Genomic DNA, 19,467 nt, shown 5'->3' with positions numbered 1-19,467 from the left:
TCCCGATGGCAGAAGGCCTGTCAAAGGAGTGAAGCATGGCACGTAGAACGATCACACATGTCCCTATGGCGTTTCGGCCGCTTACGGGGCCGCTGCAGTTCAGTGGCGACTGGCCAGGTGTATTTCTGCGCGGTGACGAATGCGGCGAGTATGGACATGCCATCGGGGTTGTCCGTGGTGCCATCAAGCGGCAGGTCGAAGCAGGAAACTGGCCCGAGAACACCGATACAGAGTTGCTGCGCGCTCTGGCTTCGTTGCAAGCGTTGTCATCGCTGCTCAAGTCCTGCCGCCTGGCGCCGCCGCAAGTAGATTGAAGGTCGGGGGCGTGACGAGGCCGTGGCCATCGTCGAGCGTTTGCACGCCTTGGAGCGGGGAATCAACGTGATACGCTGAATGCAGGTGGTCCAGAGCGCGGCTGTCTGGTTCCTTCGGAACCCGCGTGCGATCATGTCGGCGTGATCCTGACCTGAAGGCGTCTCTGGTCCGGGTATCTGCAAGGAGGCTCTATGCGAAAAGCCATCTTCCTGTTCTTCCTGCTGCTGGGTATCAGCATTGGCCTGCTGTCGGCCTGGACTGATGGCTGGGGCTTGCGGATTGTCATGATGGCTGTTGGTGCCCTGTTTGGCGGCGCGATCGGCGGAGGGCTATCGCAGATCGGTAAGCGGCAACCTGCACGTCGGCGGTTGCTCACCGAAGAAGAGATCGAGCCGATCCCCGGCGGAGGGTCATCAGGTCGTGATCTCGCTGCCAACTACTGGCGAGATGAAGGGCATCCACCATTTATGAAGCCGCCGCGGACGGAGCATGGGAATCATATGTTTGATCCCGATAAGAACCTCTAGGTGTTGCTATTTTCGGAGCGCGTCTTTGACGGCGTTCTTGGCGTCGTCGATCAGTGGAGCAGCGTCTTCTACGACTTGCTTGCCCGTCTGCTTCATCAACGAACGCTCGGAGGCCAATGTGCCGTCGGGAGTTTCCCGGATCTGTGCTTTTTGCTCGAAAGCCTCCTGGTCAGAGCCTGTGGTTGCCCGAATGCGTCCACCTTCTTCTCGTATGGAACTGCGCACATTGGATGGAGATCCGGCGGTCGGGGCTGTGGAGGGTAGGATGTTGCCGAACTGGCGCACTTCAGCTTGGTTCGCTCGGTGGCGGCTGCTGATATCCGGTCCGATCGCAGGATCCCCCGTGTTACGCAGGTGCTGTGCACCTAGATCGCCGAACGCTGTAGGCACGGCGGTTCCATCCGAGAACACCTGGTGGGGACGCAGCGACTGTCGAGCCAGCTCCGCCTCCATGAGGATGCGGGCCGATGCACTGTTGCCGCCGTACTGTTCCGCGTAGCGCCTGAACATCTCGAGGTTGTGCGGGTCTTGGGCGATATCGATCGAGATGGTTTCTCCGCGCTCGTAGGCGGTCGAGACCCGTTCGGCGAAGGACGTCCGTTCCGAGAGGCTGGCGTCGGCTCGTTCTGAGCGGGTGGTGCTCGAAGCCAGCCTTGAGGAGAGGTCTTGGGCTTCTCTGGCATCGTTGGAAACGGCATTCACGAAACTCACGTCGCGTGATGCTCTGTCACCGAACTGTTTGAACTCGGCCAGTTGTTCACTTGTCATGGAGGCAAGCACCTGCTGCTCAGCTATGGACAGGCCAGAAGAATAGTTTTTGTCTGCAACGGCGTTCCCCTGAACACCAAAGACAGGCGTGTTTATCCCAAGGCGGCCAGAGGCGCCCATTGCGATGCGCGCCACCTGCGCCTGGGTTAGGCCGGTGGTGTCTGCTACGTTCTTGCTGATCTGATCCAGCCGGTTGATGGTCTCACCGAACTGTTCGAAGCTGCTCGACGTGGAGCCGCTGCTGCTGCGCGATGAGCGCAGCTTCGCGAGGCCCTTGGTGAATGCCTCGGTCAGCACCGCCGACCGCTCATTGCTGGCTGCCACCGACTCGCTGCGCGCTGCGTCGGCCTGGCGGCTCGCGTCCTGCACATCCTGTTCGGACACTCGCATGGATACGACCCGCGAGGCGAAGCCCTGGTTGCGCAGGAGGCTCACCGCCGTCCGGCCCGTCAGTGCGTTCGACGAGAACGTGTTGCCTGAAAGATCGTTCTGCCAGCTCGACATGAAGGCCGAGGTGCGATTCGGCGCGAGCTGCATCTGATCCATCGAGACATTGCCCATGGACGTATTGCCCACGGTGGATGCCGAGGTCGAGCCCGAGAGCATGGCCTGCAGCCCCGACAGGCCACCCACCAGGGCCGTGCCGAAATTCTCCATGCGCTTGAGCGCCGCCCAGGCCACGAAGGGGATGCTGATCGCCAGGTAGCCCACGATGGCTTCGCCCGAGATCGCGCGCGAGTAGATCACAGAGGAGGTCTGCAGCGCCAGCGCCTTCGCGCCGGTTCCAAGGTCTGCCGCGGCGGCCAGGTCGTAGGCGGCGTAGATCGAGGCCATGTAGTTCAGGATGGCGTAGAGCGGCGGCCAGAGCTGGATCCAGATGAGGATCGACGCGTAGCCTTTGAACGCGATCATGGTGTCCCGCCCGCTGGTCAGCAGGAGCAGCAGCACGAACAGCGGGAACATGGCATAGGTGACGGCCTCGATCACGTTGCGGAACACAGGCAGCGCCTGCTCGGCCACCTTGCCATAGTTCAGCCAGGTGGCGTTGACCTGGGCCACGGCCTGGGCCCGTCCCACCGCCAGGACCATGGCCGCAGGGTCATTGACCTTCTGCCCGACGATCTTGCCGGTGTCCTCGATAGCGTTGAGCATGGCGTTCTGCCGGACGATGTCGGCTGCCGTAGCCGATGCGTTGGCGATGCTGTTCTTTGTGTAGGCCTGCTGGATCTGTCCAGCGATGACCGCGGCAGCAGCCGTGGCGGGCAGGGTCGGGTTGAGCTGGAAGGCCAGCCGTCCCTGGATGCGCTGAATCTGCGCCGGCAGCCGGCCGTTCAGGTTCAGGTAGACATTCGGGCAGGTGTCGACGCCGGCACTGCCGCCCGTGATCGTGCTGAAGCGGGCGGGGTTCGGCGAGGCCATCAGCGCCCACACGTCGTCGGCCGCCGAGAAGGTCGCCGGATCCAGCGTGCCGTCGACCAGGTCGTAGGTGGTGCAGTTGTGGATGAAATTCACCAGATCGGTTCGGAAGGCCGGATCTTGGAACACGACGTTGCCCGTCTCGCGGATCAGCCGGTTGCCGAACATCAGGCCGTTCTGCTCGTAGGTCAGCTCGGCCGGCAGCGCGCCGATGCCCGGGATGACCTGAAAGGCCGTCTCGAACAGTCCGGTCAGCGTGTGGCCGATGGTGCTGGTCAGGCTGCCGAGCACCGCCACCCCGAAGGGCACGTTGTCCACGACCTTGACGGCCGAACTGCCAGTCTTGTCCACGATGCCCACCGTCACCTTGGGCACGATCAGGACGCTGAAGACGAGCACCACGGTGGCGAGCCATTTCCACCCCTGTAACTTTTCGGGCGCAAAGGCGTAGGCGATCAGGGCCGCCACGAACCCGCAGAACGCCACCGCTGCGACAGCCGAGGCATAGTCTCCAGAGGCATGGATGGCCGCTGCCGCGTTGAAGACGCCGAACAGGCTGTCCGAGTTCTGGTAGGCGTAGATCTCCCACATGGCGGCCTCTCTCCTGGGCCTACCGGGACAGGTAGGCGGCCTGCTGGCCGAGCATGTCCATCACATGCTGCGGCATGCTGGAGCGCAACTGGCGCTCCAGTTCCTCCAGGTGGCTGGCCGCCGCGCGGAACGAACCGACCTTCTGGTACAGCAGGCTTTTCTCCTGAGATAGCTGAAGCAGCATCGCCTGCGCGCGCTGGCGAACCTGGTTGGCCTGCTCGCGCTGGGTCTGCTGCAGTGTGTAGTCCTTGTCCAGGGCCGCCATGCCCAGGCGCAGGTTGCGCTCCAGGAACACGTAGGCGTAGTCGGCCGCGATGACGTCGCGGTACTGGCTGATCAGGCTGTCGGCCAGGCCCGAGCCGGGGATGCTGGTGCCGATCGAGAGCATCTTGTAGACCGGCTCGGTGGTCTGGTTGACGAAACCCACCTCGGCCGAGTTGTTCGGGATGGGCGTGCGGGAGGCGATCTTGTCGGCGATGGAGCGCATCAGCGTTTCCACGCGCGAGGTGAACGGGACGTGGTCGTAGCTGGTGTTCAAGGTCACCGCGTCGCAGTTGGTGTAGTCGTTGCAGCGCAGCAGGTGCTGAACGACGTTGCCGCCGCTGCCCGCCGCCTGGCCGTAGAGCAACTGGCTGATCGAGGCGAGGGTGGGCGCGACCGGCTCCGGGTCGCGGTTCGATTCTTCCGGGTAATAGATGATGGTGCCGACCATGCTCATGATCAGCTCACGCTCGGCGTCGTCGAGATAGCTGCCGGTGTACTGTAAGGCCTTCCAGGTCAGGTTGCCGACGAAGGGAGCCTTGTTGCGCAGATTGGCGTCGCCCGAGGAACGCGCGGAAGACAGAATGCTGGAGCGGTCGCTCGAGCAGCGCCGCCGCGCGGCGTCCCGGTCGCTTTCCATCCCCATTTCGATTGCCAGGTCGGCGCAGGTCTCCTGGGAGCTGTAGCCCACGGCCTCGGCTGCCGTGCTGACGATGGCCTTGGCCGTTTCGCAGGAGTTGATGCGGGCGTTGTTGATCCAGGTCTCCAGGCCCTTGGCCCACTTGGTCAACCCGCCCAGCAGCGGCGAGACGGCCTCGAGCGCGAGCTGGAAGGCGATCCCGGGCAGCGCCGCCGTGATGTTCTTGAGGAGGTTTTTGAACTCCTCGGCCGAGATGTGGCTGAAGCTGCCGCCGAAGATGTCGATCCCGCCGCAGCCGGCCTTCGCGCTCGGGAACTGGATGGCCGCGAGCTGATAGACCTTGTTCGGCGAGCGCATCATCAGGTTACCGCCCGTGTAGGTGTTGTAGGTCTGGCCGCGGAAGGCGCCGGGTGCCGTGTAGTTCCCGATGGCCCCGAGGTTATTGAACATGTCGTTCACTTCGGAATTCAGGTCGCCGGCGCGGCTTGGGAAGGACACGGCGAGCACGACCAACGCGGTGGCGATGGCGATGGTTTTTCTGGCGAGTGCGACGGGACGGGCGCGTTTCATGTCGACCTCCTAGGGCAATGCAAGATGCTGGGTCGTGCTGGGAACCATCGCTTCGGTTTGTGGTGACGAGACGATGGCGATGCGTTCGAGCAGTTGCGATTCGGAGAGCACGCCGAAACCGATCGGCGTGATCTTTCCCGTGTAGGGCTGGGCGAGGAACACCGCGGGAACCTGGGTGACCTTGAGCGTGGTGGCGATGCCGTTGTCGGGGCGCGCGTTCGGAAAGCCCGGCATCGGGCCACCGTCCACGCTCACCGCGACGACCTGGATGCCGTAGCGGGCCTGGAAGGCCGCCAGCACGGGGGCGAAGGCGTGGCAATAGGGGCAGTCCGACCTGTAGAAGAAGAACAGCACGTGGTCCCGGCCCAGTTCGGCCACGGAACCGGAGCGTTCCTCGCGCTGCTGTTGCTCGAACACCTCCAGCGCCTTGGCGTTGACCGGCCGCCCCTGCAGGGTCGGATCAAGCTCTGGCGTAGACCAGGCCACGCGCTGGGCCACGTCGGCGAAATACGAGGCGCGGTTCACGACCTGGGATTCGAGCTCCATGTAGCGGCGCACGTTGGCCTCGGTGGGCCGCATGATTGCGATGTTGCGGAAGTCCTCCAGGGTTTTCTGGAGCCGCTCGAACTCGACCAGTTCGGGCGGTCGGGGTGGCGGGGCCACCTGCCGCTGCTGCACCTGCGATTTGGGGATCGCCGGCAGGTTCTCGGGTTCCGGATCTTCGTAGAAGTGCCACCCCCGCCACCTGTCCGACCAGTAGGGCGCGGACGGCGGGAGGGAATGCTCCGCCCCGGACTCTTGGCCCGGCGCTGCTACTGAAGCCAGGCAGGCCAGGAGGCCAGTCACGATGCGGCAGAGAGGAGGAAGGCGGCGGCTCCACATGGGCTGGCCCTCACGACAGCGACTTCGGCGGCAGACCGTCGAGGCAGTAGTTGATGCCGAATTCGATCGTCTGCTTGCGCGGCGCGGCCACGCCGGGCAATTTGACGCCTTCCTGCCAGAACAGCACCTTCAGGCGGCTGCAGCCCGGCTCGCGGTAGCGCTTTTCGGTCGAGACGTCGATGTAGATAGGCGAGGTGGCCTCAAAGTGCTTCGTGATTGCGTCGGCGATCTCACCCGTGAGAACGCCGTGTGCCGTGCCGTCCGAGGATTGCAGGGCTGCCAGCAGGACAGGGCGCGCGTCCGTGACGCGAGTGCGGACCGTCTCCGCGCGCGGACTTGTGACCAGAAGGAGGGACAGCGCAGCAGCACTGAAGGCGCTCCGGCTTGGTGCTACGGTGTTCATTGGCATCTTCCTTCGCCGTAGTAGCAGTTGCTTGCTTGGCCAGCGGCGCCGCTCCGCATCGCGCCGACGTTGGGGAGGTTGGGCACGATCGAGGCGTAGAACTCCGTCAGGTCCATGCGCGCGAAGTCCAGGCTTTGCAATTGGGCGATGGTGAAGCCCGAACAATCGGGCATCTCAGCGGTACCCCACCACTTCATCACTTGCAGGCGGCCCTGCTCATTGACGATCCGTGACAGAACCGAGTTGAAGCAGCACTTGTTCGTGGTGTGCGTGATGCAGGAAACGCACTTGCCGAAAACTCGGATGCAGGACGAGCAGTAGGTGCCAACGGTGTGGCACAGCCCGGCACCTTCCTTCATTGCAAGCTTGCCTTCCTCCTCGTCGCAGGACATCGCGGCCATCACCACGTAGATGACGATCGCGATGACCAGGGACCACGGATCGAAGGCCACGACCACGCTCTCGCCCGCGTAGAGGACGGACGAGCCGGCGGGCAGCGCCGCGCCGTTGACCGCGACGGTGACCCCGTAGGAAGTGAAGCTGCCGGAGAAGCCGCCACCCATGAGCAGCGCCTGCATGCCTTGGTACAGAAACTGGCGGTTGCCGGAGTTCATCAGGGCGTCGTAGACCAGGCGCGAGCCGACGCCGAACATGCTCTGGTTGCTCATCCCCTTGCCGCTGGAGTCAGAGGTGCAGCAGTTCTTGAGCAGCCGGTCGCGGCAGCGGTTGGCTTCTCCCTTGAACACCTGCAGGTTGTCAGTGTCGAGGTAGACGCCGGCCTCGCGGGCCGCTTCGAGGAAGGACATCGAGCGCGCAAAGTCGGTGTCGTTGGTATAGGCGGTGCTGAAGCAGCTACCTGCCACGCAAAACACGTTGGCGGGGCAATTGGTGGCCGTCACGCTCGAACCCGGTGCCACCGGGCAGGAATAGCGGTTCTCTGCGATCTCGCAGATGCCGGTGGCCGGGTTGGTCTGCTGGCAGCTGGTGCCCGCCGGCGTGCAGCCGGCCGCGGCCAGCGGTGCGCACTCGTCGGTGGGCACGCCATACTGGCAGGACAGCGCCGTCTCATAACGCCAGCAGGCCCGGCTGACCTGGGCGCCGTCGACTTCCTTGGTGGATGGGCCGTCGACGCAGCGCGCCGCTCCGGTGACGGCGCATCGGCTGTCGGCTTCAAGGCTCGGGCACTGGTCATCCCATTGGTCCGATTCGGAGACAGTCGTGTGGGGCCGCTCGTAGGCCAGCGTCATTTGTGGGATCGACCCGTAGGCGGGATTCAGCCGGAAACCGACCACCGGGCGGCTCGAATGCGTTGTCCAGTAGTAACCCTGCACCGTCCCGGTGACGTCGTAGCCGTAGTGCTCAGAGGGACGCTGCGTGGGCGCGTAGCACGTAGCCTGATCCAGATAGAACGTCTGACTGTCACCGGCATCCCCGCCACCGCCAACGGTGTAGGTGATGTTGTCGCCGCTCTGCGTGCCGGCGGGGCAGGTGGCATAGACCTCGAGGAATGGCCGTTCGCTGGTGCATGCATAGTCGCCCGCATCGCCGCCGGAGCCTGTGCAGATTTGCCGGTATTCCTGGGCAATGAAGCCGGTCAGGCGGCAGTTGTCGCCCGTGCAGCGGTTGTTGGCCACCCAGAAGCCGTTCTGGCCGCCACCCCACCACCCGCCGGTGTTGGGTAACTGGGCCACCATCTGCGGGAACACCAGGGCCGTCGTCATGTCCACGTCGAAGAAGGCCAGCGGCACACCACTGCTCGTGACCCGGAAATGCTGGGCCGAGGCCGGCAGGTCGGGCTTGCACTGCACGGCCATGGCCGTGCTGCCGGAGGCGGCCTGCGCGAACCAGTCACCGGGCGAGCAACTGCTGGTGCGCGTTACCGAAACGGACAGCGTGCGGGCGCAGGACTGGCCCGTGGTGCCGCTGTACTGCCGGCACACGCGGGTCTCCGTCGCGGGCGTGGCGACGGTGTCCACCTGGCAGCCGCTGTAGTACGAAGCGATGTCTTCCAGCGTCATCGAGGGATTGCTGGCGATGCGCCGCGCCGCCAGCACGGCGGGGTCGTAGGGCGAGACGGCCTCGCGCGGCGTGTTGGCCGAGGCCCGCGCGCCGAGCAGGGCCTGGCAGGTCGGATCGTTCGGCGTCAGCGCGCAGGCCGCGAGCTGGGCGTTCGCCGGCCCAGAGAGGTTGGGCTGCCCGAAGTAGCTGCTCTGCGGCGCCGTCGTGGTGTAGCCGGGCACCACCGACGAGGCGCTGGACGTGTCGATGGCGCCGCGCGCCACCGGGTTTGCCGCCTGGCCCGCAGCCGTGCCTTCCGCGTGCGTGTCGGCGCCGGCGGCAGTCTGCGTGGCGAGGAAACTCGCCAGCGTGATCCAGGCGACGGCTTTGCGCAGCAGGGAAACGGCGGTGGTGGGCATGCCGGCCTCCTAGTTCCTCAAGCGTGTCAGGAAGGTGTCCGCATCGACGCGAAACGCCGGTGCGGCGCGCTGCATGTGGTCGAGCGCGTAGTCCAGGCTCACGTCCCCGGCCGTCAGCAGGAATGCCTCCGGCGGCGCGCAACTGCCCGCGGCGCAGGAGACGGGGCGTGTGCCGTCGCGCACCAGGACGAAGCTGGGCACGCGCGAGATCGAAAAGCGGTCGAAGGCCTGGGGATCGACCTGCACCGCGACGTTGCGTTGTCCGATCAGCGCCTGGACCTGGGCCACGGTTTCGCGCAGCGATCCGCTGGCGAAGCCGCGCAGCATGACCGAGGCGCGTGCGCGTTCGGCCTGGGCGATCAGGCGCTGCAGCGTGGGCCGGGGCATGGACAGGCTGATGAACACGAGCAGGCCGGGGCCGCTGGCCAGCCCCTGGGCGGCATCCATCGCGTCGGCCTGCGAGGCGTAGCCACGGGCCAGCGCCTCGAGGTCGATCGGCGTGGACGTCGCCGGCTGCGGAAGGGCGTCGATGCGAGGGGCGGACGGTGCCGCCTGCAACTCGACGTCCGCAGGCGTGCGGTGTTTCCGGCGGGCTTCCTCGATGTCTCGGTCGGTGATGGTTGGCTGTTCGCGGCGCGTGCGCTCGATGTCGGCCTCGGTGATGTTCGGGGTGCCGGAAACGCCGGCGGCGCATGCCGTGTGCGTGGCCGCTGCGGCCAGCAGGAGCGCGAGCACGATTCGAAGGATGAAAGGGAGGTCAGTAGCCGACACAGCAGTTCCTTTTCCTGAACAACATGAAGGCGAAGTCCTCGCCGCGCACCGGGTATTCCTTGCCGGCACCCGAGGTGACGGTCTGGCGGCCGAACGGCTGGCAGCACTTGCCAGCTTCCTTTTCTGTGGCGGGGATCGGGTAGGTGAGCTGGGTCTTGTAGGCGGACTTGTCCATGACCGGCTCGAAGTACGGGCCGCACAGCCCGGCCTGGCCGTGCCAACCCCAGGCGATCAGCTCGCGGTGCATCTTGGCGGTCAGGCGCTGGGCCATCAGCGCCGCCGTGCGCACGCCGCCCAGGTGGTAGGGCACGTGGCCGTTCATCGGGTACAGCCCACCCTGGCATCCCGCGCACCAGAACATTTCCCGGATACCGAAACCCAACGAGGCGGCCACGCAGTCGGCCGCGCAGGCGGCGATGGCCACGGGGTTGGCGAACAGCACGGCGTCCGGGTTGAGGATCAGCGTGAGTTCGTCGTCGGCCCAGAGCGGATCGACCTCGGTCAGGTAGGCCAGGTCGAAGGAGCCTTTCTCCAGGCACGGGAAGTCGGTGACGACCTCCAGGTAATAGAGGACTGGGTTGATGTAGAAATGGGCTTGGTAGAAGCTACCGCCGTCGCCGTCCCCTTCGGGCCGGGTGAAGCGGGCGGCCTCGGGCGCGGGCAGACCGGGGTCGAGATCGACGCCGCCGAGCGAGGCGAGGCAGAAGGGCTTGCGTACCGCCTCGACATGGCGCGCGGGCTCCCAGAAGCCGATCGACAGGCCGATGACGGGGTTGACGCCGCAGGTGCACAGCGGGCTCGACGGGTTGTCGATGTCCTCCTGGCCGCCGAAGTTGCCGATGCGCGCGCCGCCGATGCTGATGGGCAGGATGCAGCTCCAGCAGATATCCGTGATCGGGTTCGGGAACTTGCCGGTGCAGGTTGCGGCGCCTGCGGCGAAGGCTGCAGGGGCCACCGACAGGAGAAGCGCGGCCAGCATGCCGGCCAGAAAGGTGCGAAGGTGGCGGCTCATTGGGGCACCTCCAGTTCGTCGATGCGCAGCCGCTGGCCTTCCTGCGACACCAGGGCCGGAACCTGGGCGATACCGAGCCGGCGCGTCAGCACGCCCCGCTGGTCGTAGTAAATGGGCGTGCGCCAGGCCTTCATCAGGTCCAGGTAGGAGCCTCCGGTCAGGATGGGCTTCACCTTGCCCCGGTAGTGGTCCATCAGCGCACGGGCGTGGCGTACCTGGCGCGCGTCGCCCGCATCGAAGAACAGCAGGTGGCGCGAGAGCGACACCACCTCGAGCGGGTTCTTGCGCGTGCCGGCGGCGAACAGCAGCTCCCCCTGCGCGCCGAGGACGTTGCGGTCCAGCGTGAACGTCGGGTCGAAATAGAAGGTCCGGGGACGCAGGGTCGTGTGCACGCTCGCGACGGGCAGCGGGTTGCGCACGCTGTCCGTGCCGCGGGTGCGTGCTTCTTCCTCGATCCGGGCCAACTCGCCCGAGCGTTCCTTTTCGCGCAGCCGCTGTTCGATCATCTGCAGCAGGTGCTGCTCGGCAATGTCGTAGGTGGGGCCGAGCGTGCCGAGATCGGTCGCCCGCGCGGCCGCGCACGTCAGCGCGGCGGCAATCAGGATGGCTCGGGCCTTCATCGGGTACTCCCCAGCGGGCAGGGCAGTTGCGCGACCAGCCGGTCGCGCGTCACCGTGTCCTTCAGATGGGCGGCGCGGATCAGACCCATCAGCGTGGGGTTGCCTTCTCCTTCGGCCATGGCGCGCCGCAGTTCGGCCGTGCCCATGGTGTGGCGGCAACGCAGCTGGACTGCCGCGACGTAGGTTCGCGCGCCGCTTTCGGCGGCTGGGGCGATCTGCAGCAGCAGGCCGAAGTAGTCGGCCAGCGGCATGTCGTCGGCCGGGGCGGTGCTTGCCGGCAGTGGGCCGAAGGCCGGGCTGGTCTGCGCCAGGGCGCTGGCACCGGCCAGAACACCAGCGACTAGGAACGCGGCGGCGGGGGCACGACGGAACATGGCTGGCCTCCTCAGAAGATGGGCACTACGACGCCCAGCACCTGGTCGGCGCGCACCAGGCCGCTTTCGCGGTAGCGCGAGTCGAAGCTGTTGGGACCGATGCCCTGCACATAGAAGTGGTCGGGCGGGATCACCACGGGCGCGATGGGGGCCAGCGGATGGCCGTCGAACGCGCGGACCTTGGCCTGGCCGACCGGCTCGCCGTTGATGAAAACCGTGCGCTCGATGACCGTGACCACATCGCCCGGAATGCCGCGCACCCGCTTGAAGAAGGGCTGGCCGCGCAGGCCTGGGTAGTGGCTCTTGGCTTCGCCCGCGAATGCGAAGACGATCAGGTCACCGCGCACCACGGGATGCCGCTGGAACTGCATCAGCGCCACGTGGTAGGGCAGGCTGGGCGTCCAGTTGACCAGGATCGGCACGCGCGGCGTCGGGTCGATGAAGAGCCGCACGTAGGCGAAACCCCAGATCGTGAACAGCGGCAGGTACAGATACCAGCGCCGGCGCATGTGGCTGAGGAAGGCGACGAAGTCCATTACACGCCTGCGCCCCCATCCCAAGGGGACCTGGCCGGAGGTGCTGGCGGTTGGGCGTGGTTCCGTGTTCATCGCCGATCCACCTTTCTGCGCAGCATGGGTGTCAGATCCAGGCTGTGCGGCGCGCCGGCGACGGCTCCCTTGATGACCACCAGGCAGCCGCATTCCCGCGGCAGCTCGTCGAGGGCCGCAGGCAGGCGCTGCGAGAAGTCCCGCGCCAGCGCAAGCGCGCGATCCCGCTCCGCGTCGCTGCCGGTCTGGGTCAACAGCTGGGTGAACTCGGTTTCCTTGGCCCGGTACACCTCGGACAGGTCCACGATGCCGACGACGAGGGCCGGGCGCAGCACCAGCCGGTCGTAGAGTGCGATGCCGGCGGCGACCAGCAAGGCCGCGACCAATGCCTGGAGGGCGGCGGCCTTCACAGCACATGCCCCCGCTGCCGCAGCAGCTCGGTGATGGCCTCGTCGATCGACAGCCCCTGGGCGCGCAGCGCGTCGATCGGGGCGTTGTCCTCCATCTTGTTGCTGAAAAGCAAGTGCGTGGCCGGATCCAGGATGTTGCGCGCCACGCCCTCACCGACGGGCGAGGAGATGTACAGCTCGGAGAAGGCGCCTGCCTCGGTGCGCAGAGAATTGAGAAGCCGCTTCTTGGGCTCATCCATCGACAAGCGACCCTTGCGGTCGAGCATCTCGATGGATTCGGGCTTCTGGCGCAGCAGGAACACCCAGTCGCTGCAATTGAAGGCGGCTTCCATCTGCGCCGAGCCGTAGTAGTCGTCGGCGCTCTGGGTCGCGGTGCCGAGCGCCCCCCCATACTTGCGCGCGCGCCGGGCTGCCTCCTCGACCACGGCGGCCTTGACCGGATCGTCTGCGCCAATGTCGCCCAGCTGCTGTTTCAACTCGTCGATGAACAGCACCTTGCGCCGGTTGCGCGTGAGGTACATCTCGCCGGTGATCTGGTGCAGCAGCAGGATGTTCACCACCGCGTGCAGGTCGGGTCGGCGCTTGAGTTCCTCGTTCTCGATGACGATGAAATCGTTGCTGAAATCGACGTTGGCGCGGCCCTCGAAGAAGCGCTCGTACTGCCCGCCCTTGGCATAGGGGTTGAGCATGATGGCCAGATCCTTGATGCGCTGGTCGTTCGTGGCGCCCAGCTCCTCGATCGTCCCGGTCTTGAAGGCATCGCGAAGGCCGGTGATCGTGAGGTCGCGGCCGTACTGCCGCCAGAGCTTGAGCACCATCGCGGAGATGGCCTTGTACTGAACCTCCTCCAGCGTGTGCTGCATCGAGGCCATCTTCGAGATGCCCGGCACCAACATATCGATGTCCTCGTTGATGTCGTGCACCACCGTGAAAGGGTTCAGGCAGAGATCAACATCGGGCCGGAACTCGATATAGGTCCCATTGGCCTTCCTGCACAACTTCTCGAAGCTGCGCCCAAGGTCGAGCATCCAGACCTTGGCGCCAATGGCTCGGTAGGACCAGGCCAACTCGTTCATCAGCACCGACTTGCCCGAGCCGGGCGCGCCGATGATGGCGAAGTTGTAGTTGCCGAGGTCGTTGTCATAGATGTCCAGCGTCATGAGCTGGCCGCGCCGGCCGCCGAACACCAGCGCCGGCGTGCGCGTGCCACGCCATTCGGCGATCAGCGGCGCCATGTGAATGGCGTTCGCCATGGTCTTGCGCGTGACGCGGCGCATCTTGGCCAGGTCGCGGTGGAAGCGCGGCGTGAGCGTCATCGGCAGGCTCGCCAGCAGGGCCTGGCGGTGCATGTAGGCGTCGGCGTTGAGACCGAATCCGCGCGCCCGCCAGATCGCATTCGCGGCTTCGTGCGCGGCGGACGCCTTGTCCGGGTGCGTGAAGATCGCGAGCTGGTGGTACAGGCTCACGAGGCTGCCGCCGGTGTCGATGGCGTTGGCCGCGGCCGTCCAGTCGTCGAGCTTCTTCTTCACATCCGGCATCACGTCAGCCATCTTGGATTTGGCGTTCTGCGTGGCCCGCACGTGGTTCGCCATCACCGAGGTCCGGGTGGCATTCGGGTCCAGCATGTGCACGCCCAGCGTGATGAGGAAGGGCGCGCTGTACTGAAGCGCGGGCTGCATCAGGTCGCCGATCAGCGATCCCATCTGCCACAACGCGAAGCGGTCAGGGAAGCTCTTGATCGAATAGAAACGCGCCTCCAGCACGTCGGGGCTGGTTTCCTTCCAGAGCGTGAGGCCGGACGGGTGCGGATCCTGGATGGTGTCGAAGTCGACGATCTGGTCGCGTATCTCGCGGCCGTCGTCGTAGTTCAGCCAGCGGTCGTCGTCGTGGTTCAGGTCTTCTTCATCCGAGTGGGCGATGCGGTCGGGGTTGGTGAACATCGCGCACCAGTTGATGAGGTCGGCTGCGTCGCACACGCGGCTGGGCAGCATCGCCGAGCGCAAGGTGGCGGCCATCGAGTCGCGCAGGGCCAGCAGCGCGTCACGCCGGTTCAGGTCGTTCGCGTCGCCCGGGAAGGCGACGCTCAGCATCAGCCGGAAGTCGCGCAAGGTGTAGTGGAAGCCGGCTGTGAGCGAGGTCTGGGTGCCCTGCAGCAGGTGGTTGACGCGCTGGCGCGCGAGCTTGCGGAACAGGTTCTCGTCGGGCACGGGGCGGCCCCAGGGACGCGCCTTCTCGGCTTGGTCCTCATCCTCGACACGCAGGTTGGTGTATTGGCGCAGCTGATGGCGGATGTGAGGCGAAGCGAACAGGTGGAACTGCAGCCCCGTGTCGGCAGGGCAGTTGGCATACAGCGACACCAGCACCTCGGCCATGCGCTCGTCGGCGCCCGACTGCGGCATCAGCTCCAGCACGAACCCCATGCCGTCGCGGTTGACGAAGATCCGTTCGTCGGCGAGATAGGCGGAATAGGGCAGCCAGCCCGCGAACTGCTCGGCGGGCGTGTCCGCCGCCGCGCCGAGGCCGAACAGTGGCAGTCGGCCCGAATGGGCGCCGCCCAGTGAGGCGAATGGGGTGCTCATTGCGGGCTCCCGGCAGGGCGGCCGACCGGGGCCGCGGGTGGGTTGTTCAGCATCGGGAAACCGCTGGTCCCCGTGGGACGCTGGACGGGCAGGGGTAGCGCCGATGCGGCGTCGGTTGCGGCGTTGGGTTCACTCGCCGGCGTGGCCGGCGGTGGCCGCAGCGGTGCATAGCGTTCACGGATGGCCTGCCGGATGTGGTCGATCTGCCAGCGGCCGTTGTCGATCTGCACATAGACATGGGCCTGGTCGAACAGATCGCCGTCGATGTCTTCCCAGGGCTTGATCCACAGCCGCAGGTAGCGCGCCTGCGAGCGCAGCGCCTGGGGCTGGGGCGTATCGGCATCCGGCGCGAGCAGGGTGGCGGGCGGCTGCCGCGCCGGCGCCTCTGGGGCCGGGTCCTGTGCATCACGCCGCGTCGCGGCTGCAGCCGGGCCAGTGGTGCGGCGCTGGCTGGGCAGGTTGTCGCGGATCGCGTTCTCGTAGGTGCCCGAGACCGAGTCGCAGGCGACGCCTTCGGGCGCGGCGCAGGCGTACTTGGAGCCACCGTCCAGGCCGGACATGTTCACGCAGGCGGCTAGCGGCAGCAGCAGGATCGCGGCACCGGCGCGCAAGAGCGGGCCGGTCATGGCTTCTTCTCCGCGGACGGCGGCTGCGCGCCGGCGGCGGCCAGCCGGGCCTCGAGCACGGCGCGTCCGACGAAGCCGTCCGTGCGCGTGCCATCGACCCAGAACAGGGTGGGCGTGCCCTGTACGCCGAGCTGGCGTGCGAGCGCCAGGTTGCGCCCGATCGGATGGGCGCAGTTCGCGGAGGCGTTCTGCGGGCTCGCATCGCCCTGGAGCATCCATCGGTGCCAGGCCTGTTCGCGGTTGGCGGCGCACCAGATCGCGACGGGCCGGCCCTCGCCCTGGAAGGGCACGAGGAAGGTGTAGATCGTGACGTTGTCGATGCCGGCAAGTTCGGGTTCGAGCTGCTTGCAGAAGATGCAGTTCGGATCGCTGAACACGGCGACCTTGCGCTCGCCGTTGCCGCGCACCGTCTTGATCGCGTCGGCGACTGGCAGCTGATCGAAGGCTACCCTGGCGGCGGGCGCGGTTTCTGTCTGGAGGAGGGCGTCCTGGTCGCCCGCGCGTTGGGCCAGCTTCGGCCCCGTGACGTCGCGCATGGTCTGGGTGTCGAACAACCGGCCGAAAATGAAGTAGCGCGGATTGCGGGCGGTGACATAGGCGACATTGCCGTTCATCCACACCTCGTAGAGACCCTCCACGTCGGTGCGCGAGACCTCGCTGAAGTTCGTGCCGGGGTGGTTCTTGCGCAGCGTGTCGAGCAGCCGAGCCTCGTCCGCCGAGGCGGCCTGCGCGCTGGCGGACAGTGCCCACAGCAGCGCGGCGAACAGGAGCGGCAGGGCGCGGCGGCGCCGGCCGCCCAGGGCGTCAGTAGTTGCCATCATCGGAGGCCTCCAGGTAGCGGGTTTCGGGGGAAACGGACAGGCGCGCGGCGTTCGCGGCCAGATCGGTCATTGGCACGTCGATGCGCACGCCCTTGGTGACCACGACGTCGATCTCGCGGCCGGCGTCGACCTCGATGACGGGGAAGGTGTTTTCCGCGAGCTTGATGTAGTACTGGGCCAGCCGGTCCAGGGCCTTGCCCACGCCTTGCCCCAGGCCGGCGCGATAGGCATCGGCGCTGTTGTCGGCGCTGGCGATGCTGCCGAGCGCCGAGGTGCTGTACGTGGTGTTGGCGGTGGACAGGCCCTGGCCGATGCCGCTGACCACGCCCGCGAGCAGCGCGTTGGCCAGCATTTGCCCCTGCTTCGTTACCAGGCGGCCGCGCATGCCGACCTTGCCGTCCTCGCCGTACACCGTGCCCTGGATGCGGACTTCCAGTGTGGCGCCGTCGGCGCGCACGCACGAGAGGTTTTCGGTACGGAGATAGGCGCGCTCGGAGCTGATGTCGCCGTAGCCGGCCGCGATCACGAAACACTCCTTGTACTCACCACGAAAGCGATTCGGCAGGACCGAGTTGTCCGAAAGCCGGATGAGGACGGGATGGGGATTGCTCTGGGACTGCCCGCCAGTGGGCGCATCCAGACCGCCCAGCAGCGTGCCGCGGGTGAAGCTGACAGGTAGGAAGGTGGAGACTGTCTTGCCACCGGCTGCGGTGCCACCGCCGTCTTGGCGCGCGCCGCCATCGGCAGCCGGCGAGCCCGTTCCCGCTCGGGAGGGTTGGGCGAGCGAAACGCGCGCGATGACTGGGATGGGCGGTGTGGGCGGCTGCGGCGGTTGGCCAGTGGGCAGTGCGCCTGCGGAACCGGCCGCCGGCGGTGCCGGGGGCAGGCTCACGGCGGGCGGCATCGTCGTCGGCGTGGGCGGGGCTACCGGCGATGCTAGGGCCGGTGTCGGAGCCGGCCGCGCCGGCGGGGTGTTCGCCGACTGCTGGCTGGCGGTCAGCCGCTGCTCGAGTTCGGAGAAGCGCTGCATCGTGCGCGCCTCCCAGGCCTGCCTGTCCTTGTTGAGGCGGCTCTGCTCCTCGCGCTCGGTCTCGTACTGGGCCAGCTTGCGGCCGGCCGTGCCGACCCATTGGTCCACCGGGTTGACCTGGCTGCCCGGCGGCATCACGCCGATGTTGGTGACGTCGCTGGCCTGGGCCGCGGTGCGACCAGCCTGGGGCTTCGGCGAGCCGGTGAACGCGAACACGAGCCAGAGCACGCCGACGCCGCCAGCGACGATGGCGCCCAGCAATGCGTACTGGCGCTGGCGTGGCGTGAGCCGTTCCAGCAGGCCGCGCAGGGCGGACGACGGCGGCGGCTGCATGCCGGGGGGGTGGGGTCGCATCGTCATCGCACACCTCCGCGCCGGATCACATACACGTTGGTGCTTTCGCCCGGGCGCAGGTTGTGCTGCTCGATGGCAACGCCGCTGATCTCGCCCTGCGCGGCGTTGCCGGGCCGGTCGAATTCCTGTTCGGCCAACACCATCGGGGCCGCGCTGACGTTCTGCAGCAGGTACTTCTCGCCGACGTATCCGCGGCCTTCGTAGGTGCGCCGCAGCGAGAGCTTGGCCTCCTTCCAGAGCTGGACGTCGCGCGAGGCCTCCTCCACACGCAGGTCGGGCGGCACACGGTCGGAAGCCATCGCGACCAGCATCGCCTTCATCGCCCGGATGTGGCTCGGTGCGGGGCCGGAGGGGGCTGCCGGGCTCGGCTGCAGGGCCCGGGGCGTCTTGTCGCGGATCACGATGGTGTTAGCCGGCGTGTCCGCGCGGCGCAGCAGCAGCGTGTAGGTCGCGCGCGCCGAGGACACGAACAGGTTGATTGGCTTGGGCGAGTCGCCGGCGGGCCGGATATAGACCTCGCCCTTGTCGCGATCGCACTCGACCACCACGTCGCCCGACGGATTGACCGCCGGGGATGCGGCGGCAGGGCTGGCCATGCCCGGGGTGGCGGCGGCCTGCGGCAGCCCGGCCGCGGCGCAATGGCTTGAATGGATGTTGCCGAACACATCGGTGATCGGCGCCCCTTCGATCCGCACGCGGGTCGGCTCCTTCATGGAAATGATGGCTTCGACGGCCACGCCGTCGCTGGCCTCCACGAGCTGCAGCGCGTGGGCCTGCAGGCCGAAGGACATGGCCGTCACGGCGAGGATCCGGCGCGCATGGATGGACAGGTCGTTCCGCCGCGCGCATTCGGCGTGCGGTGCGACGGGAACGTGTCCGCGAGGCTGCTGTCGCGCTGCGTCGGCGATGGCGCCGGGCCGAATCCAGGCAGTCGCCTGCGCGGCGATGCGCTCACTTGACTGCATAGGGCACCTCCTGAAAGCTGGCGACGTGCATGCGTGCGCCGGAATAGGTGAATTCGATGCGGTAGGCCTTGAGGTCGTTGGCGGTCTCGAATCCGTTGATCAGCGTGCGCAGGCGTCCGCGCACGACCAGGGTCTGGGCGTCTTCGCTGGCGACCAGCTGCTGGGGCGCGAAGGAAGTGGCGGCGTTGATGCGCTTGAGGCGTTCGGCCTCTACCTCCTGGCGTGTCTTGAGTGCGCCGTATTGCTTGGGATCGACGTAGCCGAGCAGGATGTCCTTTTTCCAGTCGATCGTGCCTGGGCTCACGTCCAGGATCAGCCAGGCGACGAAGCTCCCCATCTGTTCCAGGTACTCGCCGGACGCCTTGTCGCTCGTGACCCAGAAGGTCTTGTTGAGCGTCGGCGGAACGACCACGGTGCGCACCGTGCCCAGCAGGCTCAGGATCACGACGAGCGCGAGCACCTGGCCCGCCGCCAGCGCGCCCACCGCCAGGCCCAGGCTCCGGTTGCGCCGGCGCAGTTCCTTGAGATCGCCGTTGAGCCGTTCGAAGTCCATGACGATGCTCCCGC

General features: G+C 66.8%; 19 protein-coding genes. 2 read left to right on the top strand and 17 right to left on the bottom strand.

Features of this window, described 5'->3' with window-relative positions:
* Positions 1-35: 35 nt before the first annotated feature.
* The gene (locus C1I89_RS34020; RefSeq protein ID WP_146196876.1) at positions 36-314 is read left to right on the top strand and encodes a hypothetical protein; all 279 of its coding nucleotides are present in this window, start codon (positions 36-38) and stop codon (positions 312-314) included.
* Positions 315-506: 192 nt separating this feature from the next.
* On the top strand, positions 507-842 hold the full coding sequence (locus C1I89_RS06375; protein WP_102771962.1) for a hypothetical protein: 336 nt from the start codon (positions 507-509) through the stop codon (positions 840-842).
* Between the two features lie 6 nt (positions 843-848).
* Here C1I89_RS06375 and C1I89_RS06370 read toward each other — a convergent pair whose 3' ends face one another.
* From C1I89_RS06370 to traE, 17 genes are all read right to left on the bottom strand, one after another.
* Entirely contained in the window at positions 849-3,617 is a 2,769-nt protein-coding gene (locus C1I89_RS06370) for a conjugal transfer protein TraG N-terminal domain-containing protein (protein ID WP_102771961.1), read from the bottom strand.
* Positions 3,618-3,636: 19 nt separating this feature from the next.
* Positions 3,637-5,088, bottom strand: coding sequence for a conjugal transfer protein TraH (locus tag C1I89_RS06365; protein WP_102771960.1), 1,452 nt, complete (start codon positions 5,086-5,088; stop codon positions 3,637-3,639).
* A gap of 9 nt (positions 5,089-5,097) precedes the next feature.
* Positions 5,098-5,970, bottom strand: a complete 873-nt coding sequence (traF, locus tag C1I89_RS06360) for a conjugal transfer protein TraF (RefSeq protein ID WP_102771959.1) — start codon at positions 5,968-5,970, stop codon at positions 5,098-5,100.
* Between the two features lie 10 nt (positions 5,971-5,980).
* Positions 5,981-6,373, bottom strand: coding sequence for a hypothetical protein (locus C1I89_RS06355; protein WP_102771958.1), 393 nt, complete (start codon positions 6,371-6,373; stop codon positions 5,981-5,983).
* A complete protein-coding gene (gene traN, locus C1I89_RS06350; RefSeq protein ID WP_102771957.1) occupies positions 6,370-8,790 on the bottom strand; it encodes a type-F conjugative transfer system mating-pair stabilization protein TraN in 2,421 nt (806 codons plus the stop codon). Before traN ends, C1I89_RS06355 begins: the two co-directional genes overlap by 4 nt.
* A gap of 9 nt (positions 8,791-8,799) precedes the next feature.
* Complete coding sequence (trbC, locus tag C1I89_RS06345) at positions 8,800-9,525, bottom strand: type-F conjugative transfer system pilin assembly protein TrbC (protein WP_258231358.1); 726 nt, start codon at positions 9,523-9,525, stop codon at positions 8,800-8,802.
* A gap of 22 nt (positions 9,526-9,547) precedes the next feature.
* Complete coding sequence (locus C1I89_RS06340; protein WP_102771955.1) at positions 9,548-10,573, bottom strand: TraU family protein; 1,026 nt, start codon at positions 10,571-10,573, stop codon at positions 9,548-9,550.
* Positions 10,570-11,193, bottom strand: a complete 624-nt coding sequence (gene traW, locus C1I89_RS06335; protein ID WP_102771954.1) for a type-F conjugative transfer system protein TraW — start codon at positions 11,191-11,193, stop codon at positions 10,570-10,572. Before traW ends, C1I89_RS06340 begins: the two co-directional genes overlap by 4 nt.
* Complete coding sequence (locus C1I89_RS06330) at positions 11,190-11,567, bottom strand: hypothetical protein (RefSeq protein ID WP_102771953.1); 378 nt, start codon at positions 11,565-11,567, stop codon at positions 11,190-11,192. Before C1I89_RS06330 ends, traW begins: the two co-directional genes overlap by 4 nt.
* A gap of 11 nt (positions 11,568-11,578) precedes the next feature.
* Positions 11,579-12,103 (bottom strand): conjugative transfer signal peptidase TraF, encoded by a 525-nt coding sequence (gene traF / locus C1I89_RS06325; RefSeq protein ID WP_102771952.1) that lies wholly within the window; start codon positions 12,101-12,103, stop codon positions 11,579-11,581.
* 68 nt (positions 12,104-12,171) lie between these two features.
* The gene (locus C1I89_RS06320; RefSeq protein ID WP_102771951.1) at positions 12,172-12,525 is read right to left on the bottom strand and encodes a hypothetical protein; all 354 of its coding nucleotides are present in this window, start codon (positions 12,523-12,525) and stop codon (positions 12,172-12,174) included.
* On the bottom strand, positions 12,522-15,104 hold the full coding sequence (traC, locus tag C1I89_RS06315) for a type IV secretion system protein TraC (RefSeq protein ID WP_102771950.1): 2,583 nt from the start codon (positions 15,102-15,104) through the stop codon (positions 12,522-12,524). The genes C1I89_RS06320 and traC overlap by 4 nt, the downstream gene beginning before the upstream one ends.
* A complete protein-coding gene (gene traV / locus C1I89_RS06310) occupies positions 15,101-15,730 on the bottom strand; it encodes a type IV conjugative transfer system lipoprotein TraV (protein WP_102771949.1) in 630 nt (209 codons plus the stop codon). The genes traC and traV overlap by 4 nt, the downstream gene beginning before the upstream one ends.
* A complete protein-coding gene (locus tag C1I89_RS06305; protein ID WP_102771948.1) occupies positions 15,727-16,551 on the bottom strand; it encodes a DsbC family protein in 825 nt (274 codons plus the stop codon). Before C1I89_RS06305 ends, traV begins: the two co-directional genes overlap by 4 nt.
* Positions 16,535-17,941 (bottom strand): TrbI/VirB10 family protein, encoded by a 1,407-nt coding sequence (locus tag C1I89_RS06300; RefSeq protein WP_102771947.1) that lies wholly within the window; start codon positions 17,939-17,941, stop codon positions 16,535-16,537. The genes C1I89_RS06305 and C1I89_RS06300 overlap by 17 nt, the downstream gene beginning before the upstream one ends.
* Complete coding sequence (locus tag C1I89_RS06295) at positions 17,938-18,900, bottom strand: type-F conjugative transfer system secretin TraK (protein ID WP_102771946.1); 963 nt, start codon at positions 18,898-18,900, stop codon at positions 17,938-17,940. The genes C1I89_RS06300 and C1I89_RS06295 overlap by 4 nt, the downstream gene beginning before the upstream one ends.
* Positions 18,887-19,453, bottom strand: coding sequence for a type IV conjugative transfer system protein TraE (traE, locus tag C1I89_RS06290; RefSeq protein ID WP_102771945.1), 567 nt, complete (start codon positions 19,451-19,453; stop codon positions 18,887-18,889). Before traE ends, C1I89_RS06295 begins: the two co-directional genes overlap by 14 nt.
* Positions 19,454-19,467 lie beyond the last annotated feature (14 nt).

Origin of the sequence: Achromobacter pulmonis, assembly GCF_002885955.2 — a bacterium.
In the GTDB taxonomy this organism is placed as follows: Bacteria; Pseudomonadota; Gammaproteobacteria; order Burkholderiales; family Burkholderiaceae_B; genus Achromobacter; species Achromobacter pulmonis_A.
Note: the sequence above shows the minus strand (reverse complement) of the source record. Positions and strands in the feature narration are given on the sequence as shown.

Coding starts and splice junctions, on each gene's coding strand:
- C1I89_RS06375 (WP_102771962.1), top strand. CDS start 507: ATGCGAAAAGCCATCTTCCTGTTCTTCCTGCTGCTGGGTATCAGCATT.
- traF (WP_102771959.1), bottom strand. CDS start 5,970: ATGTGGAGCCGCCGCCTTCCTCCTCTCTGCCGCATCGTGACTGGCCTC.
- C1I89_RS06370 (WP_102771961.1), bottom strand. CDS start 3,617: ATGTGGGAGATCTACGCCTACCAGAACTCGGACAGCCTGTTCGGCGTC.
- C1I89_RS06355 (WP_102771958.1), bottom strand. CDS start 6,373: ATGAACACCGTAGCACCAAGCCGGAGCGCCTTCAGTGCTGCTGCGCTG.
- traV (WP_102771949.1), bottom strand. CDS start 15,730: ATGACCGGCCCGCTCTTGCGCGCCGGTGCCGCGATCCTGCTGCTGCCG.
- traE (WP_102771945.1), bottom strand. CDS start 19,453: ATGGACTTCGAACGGCTCAACGGCGATCTCAAGGAACTGCGCCGGCGC.
- traW (WP_102771954.1), bottom strand. CDS start 11,193: ATGAAGGCCCGAGCCATCCTGATTGCCGCCGCGCTGACGTGCGCGGCC.
- traC (WP_102771950.1), bottom strand. CDS start 15,104: ATGAGCACCCCATTCGCCTCACTGGGCGGCGCCCATTCGGGCCGACTG.
- C1I89_RS06305 (WP_102771948.1), bottom strand. CDS start 16,551: ATGATGGCAACTACTGACGCCCTGGGCGGCCGGCGCCGCCGCGCCCTG.
- C1I89_RS06365 (WP_102771960.1), bottom strand. CDS start 5,088: ATGAAACGCGCCCGTCCCGTCGCACTCGCCAGAAAAACCATCGCCATC.
- C1I89_RS06340 (WP_102771955.1), bottom strand. CDS start 10,573: ATGAGCCGCCACCTTCGCACCTTTCTGGCCGGCATGCTGGCCGCGCTT.
- C1I89_RS06295 (WP_102771946.1), bottom strand. CDS start 18,900: ATGCAGTCAAGTGAGCGCATCGCCGCGCAGGCGACTGCCTGGATTCGG.
- traN (WP_102771957.1), bottom strand. CDS start 8,790: ATGCCCACCACCGCCGTTTCCCTGCTGCGCAAAGCCGTCGCCTGGATC.
- C1I89_RS34020 (WP_146196876.1), top strand. CDS start 36: ATGGCACGTAGAACGATCACACATGTCCCTATGGCGTTTCGGCCGCTT.
- C1I89_RS06330 (WP_102771953.1), bottom strand. CDS start 11,567: ATGTTCCGTCGTGCCCCCGCCGCCGCGTTCCTAGTCGCTGGTGTTCTG.
- C1I89_RS06300 (WP_102771947.1), bottom strand. CDS start 17,941: ATGACGATGCGACCCCACCCCCCCGGCATGCAGCCGCCGCCGTCGTCC.
- traF (WP_102771952.1), bottom strand. CDS start 12,103: ATGGACTTCGTCGCCTTCCTCAGCCACATGCGCCGGCGCTGGTATCTG.